The following is a 7,562-nucleotide window of genomic DNA, read 5'->3' as shown; positions in this document are numbered from 1 at the left end:
CGCTGGGACCTGACCCGGGTCGATCTCGTCGATCCGCACACCGGCGCCGTGCTGTGCCCGATCACCCCGCTCGACAAGTCCGCCAACGCCGAGCGCGCGCGCCGGCCGCGCGCACCGAGCACGGTCGATCTGTCGCCGCTGCCGCCCTCGGGCATGGCGCCACTGCTCACCCAGTTGCTCGCCGACTACGCCGCCACCGGCTTGCCGCCGGCCTATCTGCCTGCCCCCCATTCCATCGCTTCCACCGCGTCCACCGCTGTCACTGCCGCACAGGACCTCGCATGAACACCAAACTGCTCGCCCTCTACGGGCTCAAGTGGCACCCCTTCACGACCGAGGTGCCCACCGAGGCGATCCATGTGCCCGCGCGCCTCGAGCACTTCTGCTGGCGTATCGAGCAGGGGCTGATCGGCGAGGGTGGCTTCGCGATGATCCACGGTGACCCGGGCACCGGCAAAAGCGTGGCGCTGCGTCTGCTGGCCGAGCGCCTGGCGCGCCTGCCCGATCTCACCGTCGGCGCGATCACCCATCCGCAGAGCAACCTCGCCGACTTCTATCGCGAGATGGGCGATCTCTTTGGCGTGCCGCTGCGTCCGCACAACCGCTGGGGCGGCTTCAAGGCGCTGCGCGAGGCCTGGTTCGCCCATCTGGAATCGACCCGGCGCCGCCCGGTGCTGCTCATCGACGAGGCCCAGGAGATGAGCCCGGCGGTGCTCTCGGAGCTGCGCCTGATGGCCAGCGCGAAGTTCGATTCGCAGTCGCTCCTATGCGTGGTGCTCGCCGGCGACGCGCGCCTGCCCGAGAAGCTGCGCCGCGAGGAGCTCATCCCGCTCGGCTCGCGCATCCGCACCCGGCTCGCCACCGAGGCGGCCAGTCGCGAGGAACTGCTCGCCTGCCTGCAACAGCTCACCCGTGCGGCGGGCAACGCCAGCCTGATGAGCACTGCCCTCATGCACACCCTGTGCGATCACGCCGTCGGCAACTACCGCATCCTCACCACGATGGCCGCCGAGCTGCTCGCCGTGGCCGCCCACCGCGACCTGCCTCAGCTCGACGAGAAGCTCTACCTCGACGTCTTTGCCCCGCCCGAGACCGTCACCCCGCGCCGTGCCTCGACCCGGCGCTGACCGCCCACAGGAGTCCCATCATGCACAACCACCCCCAGAGCGCACCGCTGTCGTGGCCGGAACTGCCCGACGAGACGGCCGTGGCCCTTCAGGGCGTGCTTCACGACTTCGTCATGCTGTTCGAGTCCCACTACCTCGGCCAGATCGAGCGCTATTACCACCAGCGGTCGCGCGAGCACCTCGTCGCACCCGACTTCGTCCAGCCCGACCTGTTTCGCTCGGCCTATCCGGACGATCCACCGTTCTGAACCGTCCTCAAGCACAAACGCCGCCCCTCAGCATCACCGGGCGGCGTTTCCATTCGGTGGCGGGCCTTTGCAGGCCATCGCGCTACGTGATCATCGGAGCATCAAATCGGGTGACCACACTCATCCTGCAGCTCGAGCTTGAGCCGCGCGGGCAAGAAGAGCTTGAGGTCCTCAGTGGCCTTGCCCAGGTGACGGGCGTTGATCTCGCGGGGTGTCGGCCCTTCTTCGGTGGCGCTGCGCCGGGCGGATCGCATGATCTCGATCTTCTCCAGCTCCGTGAGCCGCGCGCTCATTCGACGCTGCAGATGCGCGAGTTCCACCCGACCGAACACGTGCTCGAAGAGAGTCCAGCGCAGCACATCGGGGCGGCTCGCGTCGTGCTGGTCGCAGAGCACATCGATGGCAGCGACCAGCTTCTCGGGGAGCCAGAGCTTGATCGACGCCGCATTGGTGCTGAAGTCTTCCGCCTCGAGCGCGCTGGGGCTGATCTCACTGACGTCGCCCATGAAGCGGGAGCCACGGGTTGCGTAAGGCCACATGATGATCTTCTCCTCGTGTGACCGGGCTCAACGCCAGCCGAGCCAACTTGGGCGGATCGGAAGGGGCTCGCTCGACTTGTGGCGAACGGGCGCGCTGGTGTGCGCAAGAGGGAAGGGATTGGCGACGAACTTGCCGAGCGCCTCGCGCTGGCTGGGGGTCAGGCGCCGGTCGCCCGTGGATTGCGTGCTGATCATGGTGATGCTCCTCGCCCCCTGTTGAGCCGGCGTGACCGGCCTCGCGGGGGCGAAGAGGCGGTGACGCTTTAGCCGGTATTTGTCATCCGCCCCGGCAAGTTGTCGTTAATGCCGGCGGTTGGGCGCTGGGCGCCCGTGAGGTGCTGCAAAAAGCAAAAGACCCGTTGGCCATGCAGGCTCAGCGGGTCTTGTGTGGCCGCTTTAGCTGCATTTATTACGCGCCCGCAAGCTGTGTTCTCAAATCGGCGCGATGGACGGATTAAAGCGGAGAGGCGTTGGGGTTGTCAAGGCGCGTGCGCCATTGTGCCTGTCGCCGTTCGGAATCATGATGTTCCCGGCCCGCAGCGACTGCCTTCCGTATGACTTGATCCTGCCCGAGCGATGACCTCCCCCTTCACCCTCCCGCCTGACGAAATCGAGATCACCGGGATCCGGGCCCAGGGCGCGGGCGGCCAGAACGTCAACAAGGTATCGAACGCGGTGCACCTGCGCTTCGACATTGCGGCATCGAGCCTGCCCGAGGACATCCGCACGCGACTGCTCGCCCTGCACGACCATCGGATCAGCAAGGAAGGCGTGGTGATCATCAAGGCGCAGAAGTTTCGCAGTCTGGAGAAGAACCGCACCGAGGCGCTGCGCCGGCTGGAAGAGCTGATCGAGCGTGTCGCGGCGCCTCCGAAGGCGCGTCGCGCGACCCGGCCGACCCGCGCGTCGGTCACCCGCAGGCTGGAGGGGAAGGCGCGCCGGGCGTCGATCAAGGCTGCGCGCGGTAGGGTGAGCGACTGATCGGCTTGTCCCGTCGAGGATCAGTCAACGTCCCTCATCAATCTGCGTCCAGCAGGCGCGCGCACTCGTCCATCATCGAGCGCGCCAACTCCGAGTCGTAGTTCGGATCGAGCGCTTCCATCATCTCGTGCGTAGTGTAGAGACCCGCTTCCCGTGACAGCGAGCCGGCGATCTGGCGCGCCAGCCCATCGCTGAGCGCGGAGAGCTGCCGGCGCTCCGCCAGCGGCAGTGCGCGCTCGCTGCGCCGGAGCCAGTCGGCGATGAAGCTCGCGCCCTGGGCCTCGGTGAGCCACTGGCCATGCTCGTAGTGGATCGACAGGCGCTCGGCAGTGAGCGCGAAGATCAGCGCGGCGCGCGTTCCCCGGCTGTCTGCGGGCGGTGTCGGGCGGGGATGTGGGGACATGGTGTAACGGCCAGGTTGGGTCAAGTGACGGCCGGATCCTATCAGCCCTCCGCCGGTTTTAAAGCACAGTTGTACTGTTTGAATATAAGTGGCTTAATAGGCGCCATGAACGCCGACGCCTCCCCAAGCTATCCCCTGGCCGAGTTGGCCGTGCTCGCGGACCTGCCGCCCCGAACGGTGCGCTACTACGTGCAGATCGGCCTGGTCGACCGTCCCGAGGGTGAGACCCGGGCGGCCCGCTACGGCGCGCGGCATCTCGAGCAGCTGCTGCAGATCCGCAAATGGACCGCTGCCGGCGTCTCGCTCGAGCGCATCCGCGAGTTGCTCCACGGTGCGCCACCGCCGGTGCCGCCTCGCGAACGCGCCATCGGCAGCGTGTCGGTGTGCAGCCATCTGGCGGTGGCCGAGGGGGTCGAGGTGGTGATCGATCCGCAGCGCGCGGGCCTGAGTCCGGAGGCGGTGCGCCAGTTCATCCAGGGTGTGATGGCCGCCTTCGAGGCGGTGCAGGGGCAAGGCGGGGCGGCGTCGCAGAGCGCTGCTTCGAACAACACGGACAAGAACGACCGACAGGCGGGAGAACGATGATGCAGCAACAATCGGCACGACTCGAGACGAGGGCGGGTGAGGCACTGACGCTGCAGGGCGTGCGGTTCACCGGCACCTTGCGCGGCACGCTCTTCGAAGCGGATCTCGAACAGCGATTTGCCAACCCCTTCGAGCGCCATGTCGAGCTCGTCTACAGCTTCCCGCTGCCCTGGGCGGCCGTGCTGCTCGGGGTCGAGGTCCAGATTGGCGATCGCCGCCTGTCCGGTGCGGTGGTCGAGAAGAAGCAGGCGGAGCAGGGCTACGAGGACGCCATTGCCGAAGGCAACACCGCCATTCTGCTCGAGCAGAATTTCGATGACAGCTACACGCTGAACCTGGGCAACCTCGCACCCGGGGAAACCTGTGTGGTGCGGCTACGCTACGCCCAGGTACTCCAGTTCGAGCAGCATGGCCTGCGCCTGGTGGTGCCCACGGTCATCGCCCCGCGTTATGGCGATCCGGCGAAAGATGCCGGCTTGAGGCCGCACCAGGTGGTCGAACATGACCTGATGGTGACGTACCCGTTCGAGCTCAGCCTGCGCGTCGAGGGCGCCCTCGCACGCGCCCGCATCGGCTCGCCGAGTCATCCGCTGTCGATGCGGCTCGAAGGCGAGGGCGAGACGACGACGATGCTCGTGTCGCTTGCGCGCGGTGGCCGCCTCGATCGCGACTTCATCCTGGTGCTCGATGAGGTTGCGCAGGATTCGCTCGCCCTGTGCGCGCAGGACACGGTGCAGCCCGGCGCGGTCAGCGTGCTGGCGAGCTTCTGCCCGCGCGTGCCGGCGTCGGCTCATCCGCTCGCGGTAAAGATTCTCGTGGACTGCTCGGGCTCGATGCAGGGCGACAGCATCGCCGCCGCGCGTCGTGCGCTGCAGGCCATCGTCGCCGGTCTGCGCGAGGGGGAGCGGTTCTCGCTGTCACGCTTCGGCAGCACTGTCGAACATCGCTCGCGCGCGCTCTGGCGCACGAGTCCCGCGACCCGGCTGGCCGGGCAGCGCTGGGCGGCGCAGTTGCAGGCCGACCTGGGCGGCACCGAGATGGAGAAGGCGCTGGATTCCACCCTGGCCCTGGCCGGAGACGCAGCGGTAAGCCCCGGCGCTGGGGAAGGTGCCGCGCCGGTCGATCTGATGCTCATCACGGATGGCCAGATCCACGCGATCGACCGCACGGTGGCGAAGGCGCGCGCGCTGGGTCACCGGGTGTTCGTGGTCGGTATCGGCAGCGCTCCGGCCGAGGGCGTGCTGCGTCGCCTGGCCGAGGAGACGGGCGGTGCGTGCGATTTCGTCGCGTCAGGCGAGGCCGTGGAACCGGCCGTGCTGCGCATGTTCGCGCGCCTGCGCTCGCAGCGCATGGCGTCCCTGGAACTCGCGTGGCCGGCCGGCGCGAAGCCTGTGTGGATGAGTGCGCTACCCGGCTCGGTGTTCGACGGCGACGCGGTGACCGTATGGGCACGCTTCGCGCAGGTGCCGGATGGGACCGTGCGTCTGGTCGGCACGCGCACGCACGCCGTGGCGACCGAATCGCTGGGCGAAGCCTGCCTGACTGCTGCGGAGCATGATGCGACGCTCAGCCGTATGGCCGTGGCCGCGCAGTTCGAAACCCTGCTCGCCGGCGAGGGCGCCCACTCGCGTCAGGCGCTGGAACTGGCCGTCGCCTATCAGTTGGTCAGCCCGCTGACGCATTTCCTGCTCGTCGAGACGCGTGCCGAAGCCGACAAGCCGGCGGACATGCCCGATCTCGTGAAGGTGCCCTCGATGCTGCCTGCCGGCTTTGGCGGGCTCGGCAGCCTCGATTTCTGCATCGACCCCTGCATGGCGCCGCTCAGCGTGAATGAGGCGCCGGAGCACTATGGCTCGCCGGCTGCGGCAAGCGGTGCGCATTTCGACTTCGACGATCCCTTCGATGCGCCCGTGGTGCTGCGCTCGGGGCGACGCGCGGATCGCGGCGAAACGCCCAACAAGGCAGGTACCCATGGCATCCCGGCTTTCCTGCGCCGCAGCTCGAACCAGGACGCCGGGCAGCCACCCCGGGACGATCCGCGTTACTGGTGTGCCGAACCGCATTACACAGGTCTCACTCCGCTGGGCCTGACACAGTGGTTGCGCAGTCATCCGCAGGCCGAATGGCCGCAAACTTATGCCGAGCTGCGCCGAATCGGTGTCGGTGCGGCGGTGCTCGACTGGCTCGAGTTCGTGCTGGCTGAAGGGGAGGGCGAAGCCCTGGTGGTCGCCTGCTTCGTCCAGGTGATGGCGCAGTGCGATCTGCACGAAGCGCTGCTGTCGGACACCGGCACGCTGGGTCGGCTCAAGGCCTTGGCGCAAAGCGTGGCACCGAGCGCGGCGCTGAAGGTCAGGCAAGATGACCCTGCGGCCGCTTCGATCGTCGCGCGCTTGCAGGTGTTTGTAGTTACGCTCCGCGCGCAGAGCTGGCCTGACTACGTGTTTGACCTTCGGGACGAGGCGACGGCGCTTGGGTAACCGGGCGCGGGTATCGCTCGTCGACAAGGAAATGCGAGGAAAACCCCCATGCCCGTGAAACAGGTTCTCGACGGGAACGCCGCGCCGGTCAAGATCTGGACCGACGACATCGACGAAGGCTCGAAGGCGCAGCTCGCCAACATCGCGAGCCTGCCCTTCATCCACCACCATGTCGCCGCGATGCCCGACGTGCATCTGGGCATCGGCGCGACGATCGGCTCGGTGATCGCCACCCACCAGGCGATCATCCCGGCGGCGGTGGGTGTCGATATCGGCTGCGGCATGGTCGCCGCGCGGCTGTCGCTCACCGCGAACGACATCGACGAGAAGCGGCTGAAGAAGGTGTTCGACCAGATTAGCCGCGATGTGCCGGTCGGCCGCGACCAGCATGCGGACGGCCGGGTGCTGGTCGACGCGGTGCGCCCCTTCGAGCCCGGCCTCAAGGCCCTGACCGAGCGTCACCCGCAATTGCTCAAGGCGTTCGGCAAGTTCTCGAAGTGGGCGAACCAGATGGGCACGCTCGGAGGCGGCAACCACTTCATCGAGGTCTGCCTGGACGAGCATGCGCAGGTCTGGGTGATGCTGCACTCTGGCAGCCGAGGCATCGGCAACGCCATCGCGACGTACTTCATCGAGCTGGCCCGCAACGACATGGCGCGCCACATGATCCACCTGCCCGATCGCGACCTGGCCTACTTTGCCGAGGGCAGCGAGCACTTCGCCGATTACGTCGAGGCGGTGCATTGGGCGCAGGAATACGCGATGGCCAACCGCCTGGCGATGCTGGAGCTGGTGCTCGCGGGACTGGCGCGCCACCTGCCGCCGTTTGCGGTCACGACCGAAGCCGTGAACTGCCACCACAACTATGTCGCCCGCGAGCACCACTACGGCGCCGATGTCTGGGTGACGCGCAAGGGCGCGATCCGGGCGGGGCAGGGCGAACTCGGCATCGTCCCCGGCAGCATGGGCGCGCGCAGCTACATCGTGCGCGGCAAGGGCAACGCGGAGAGCTTCTGTTCCAGCGCGCACGGCGCCGGCCGGCGCATGAGCCGCACGGCGGCAACTAGGCGCTTCACTGAGGCCGACCTCGCGCGCCAGACCGAAGGGGTGATCTGCCGCAAGGACAAGGGCGTGGTCGATGAGATTCCCGGGGCGTACAAGGACATCGACGAAGTGATGGCCAACCAGCGCGACCTCACCGA

The 7,562-nt window shown here is 67.7% G+C and carries 9 protein-coding genes, 1 pseudogene and 1 riboswitch; of the genes and pseudogenes, 7 read left to right on the top strand and 3 right to left on the bottom strand.

Annotated features, from left to right (window positions below):
- The 3 genes and pseudogenes from ACMV5O_RS21075 to ACMV5O_RS21065 form a co-directional block, all read left to right on the top strand.
- Positions 1 to 285: pseudogene (locus tag ACMV5O_RS21075) on the top strand (hypothetical protein); the annotation flags it as partial.
- A complete protein-coding gene (locus tag ACMV5O_RS21070) occupies positions 282 to 1,127 on the top strand; it encodes an ExeA family protein (protein WP_416165278.1) in 846 nt (281 codons plus the stop codon). The pseudogene ACMV5O_RS21075 and the gene ACMV5O_RS21070, both read left to right, overlap by 4 nt.
- A 20-nt stretch (positions 1,128 to 1,147) precedes the next feature.
- On the top strand, positions 1,148 to 1,375 hold the full coding sequence (locus ACMV5O_RS21065; protein ID WP_416165277.1) for a hypothetical protein: 228 nt from the start codon (positions 1,148 to 1,150) through the stop codon (positions 1,373 to 1,375).
- Between the two features lie 101 nt (positions 1,376 to 1,476).
- Here ACMV5O_RS21065 and ACMV5O_RS21060 read toward each other — a convergent pair whose 3' ends face one another.
- Complete coding sequence (locus ACMV5O_RS21060; protein ID WP_416165276.1) at positions 1,477 to 1,881, bottom strand: hypothetical protein; 405 nt, start codon at positions 1,879 to 1,881, stop codon at positions 1,477 to 1,479.
- Positions 1,882 to 1,941: 60 nt separating this feature from the next.
- Positions 1,942 to 2,109, bottom strand: a complete 168-nt coding sequence (locus ACMV5O_RS21055; protein WP_416165275.1) for a hypothetical protein — start codon at positions 2,107 to 2,109, stop codon at positions 1,942 to 1,944.
- 180 nt (positions 2,110 to 2,289) lie between these two features.
- Positions 2,290 to 2,368, bottom strand: a riboswitch (SAM riboswitch).
- 122 nt (positions 2,369 to 2,490) lie between these two features.
- On the opposite strand from ACMV5O_RS21055, the gene arfB reads away from it, so the two are divergent.
- The gene (gene arfB, locus ACMV5O_RS21050) at positions 2,491 to 2,895 is read left to right on the top strand and encodes an alternative ribosome rescue aminoacyl-tRNA hydrolase ArfB (protein ID WP_416165274.1); all 405 of its coding nucleotides are present in this window, start codon (positions 2,491 to 2,493) and stop codon (positions 2,893 to 2,895) included.
- Positions 2,896 to 2,932: 37 nt separating this feature from the next.
- Here arfB and ACMV5O_RS21045 read toward each other — a convergent pair whose 3' ends face one another.
- Positions 2,933 to 3,298 (bottom strand): hypothetical protein, encoded by a 366-nt coding sequence (locus tag ACMV5O_RS21045; RefSeq protein ID WP_416165273.1) that lies wholly within the window; start codon positions 3,296 to 3,298, stop codon positions 2,933 to 2,935.
- 105 nt (positions 3,299 to 3,403) lie between these two features.
- Between ACMV5O_RS21045 and ACMV5O_RS21040 the strand changes: the two genes are divergently transcribed.
- From ACMV5O_RS21040 to ACMV5O_RS21030, 3 genes are all read left to right on the top strand, one after another.
- A complete protein-coding gene (locus tag ACMV5O_RS21040; protein ID WP_416165272.1) occupies positions 3,404 to 3,883 on the top strand; it encodes a helix-turn-helix domain-containing protein in 480 nt (159 codons plus the stop codon).
- Positions 3,880 to 6,360: a VIT domain-containing protein gene (locus ACMV5O_RS21035; protein WP_416165271.1), complete on the top strand. Its 2,481-nt coding sequence runs from the start codon at positions 3,880 to 3,882 to the stop codon at positions 6,358 to 6,360. Before ACMV5O_RS21040 ends, ACMV5O_RS21035 begins: the two co-directional genes overlap by 4 nt.
- A 48-nt stretch (positions 6,361 to 6,408) precedes the next feature.
- On the top strand, positions 6,409 to 7,562 hold a 1,154-nt coding region (locus ACMV5O_RS21030; RefSeq protein ID WP_416165270.1), incomplete at its 3' end, for an RtcB family protein.

The organism is Thauera sp. WH-1 (assembly GCF_047806685.1).
Classification (GTDB): domain Bacteria; phylum Pseudomonadota; class Gammaproteobacteria; order Burkholderiales; family Rhodocyclaceae; genus Thauera.
The sequence above is the reverse complement of the archived record's forward strand: the minus strand, read 5'-3'. Positions and strand labels throughout refer to the sequence as shown.

Excerpts from the sequence above, each read along its gene's own strand:
- ACMV5O_RS21070 (WP_416165278.1), top strand. The coding sequence starts at position 282 with ATGAACACCAAACTGCTCGCCCTCTACGGGCTCAAGTGGCACCCCTTC.
- ACMV5O_RS21065 (WP_416165277.1), top strand. The coding sequence starts at position 1,148 with ATGCACAACCACCCCCAGAGCGCACCGCTGTCGTGGCCGGAACTGCCC.
- ACMV5O_RS21060 (WP_416165276.1), bottom strand. The coding sequence starts at position 1,881 with ATGGGCGACGTCAGTGAGATCAGCCCCAGCGCGCTCGAGGCGGAAGAC.
- ACMV5O_RS21055 (WP_416165275.1), bottom strand. The coding sequence starts at position 2,109 with ATGATCAGCACGCAATCCACGGGCGACCGGCGCCTGACCCCCAGCCAG.
- arfB (WP_416165274.1), top strand. The coding sequence starts at position 2,491 with ATGACCTCCCCCTTCACCCTCCCGCCTGACGAAATCGAGATCACCGGG.
- ACMV5O_RS21045 (WP_416165273.1), bottom strand. The coding sequence starts at position 3,298 with ATGTCCCCACATCCCCGCCCGACACCGCCCGCAGACAGCCGGGGAACG.
- ACMV5O_RS21040 (WP_416165272.1), top strand. The coding sequence starts at position 3,404 with ATGAACGCCGACGCCTCCCCAAGCTATCCCCTGGCCGAGTTGGCCGTG.
- ACMV5O_RS21035 (WP_416165271.1), top strand. The coding sequence starts at position 3,880 with ATGATGCAGCAACAATCGGCACGACTCGAGACGAGGGCGGGTGAGGCA.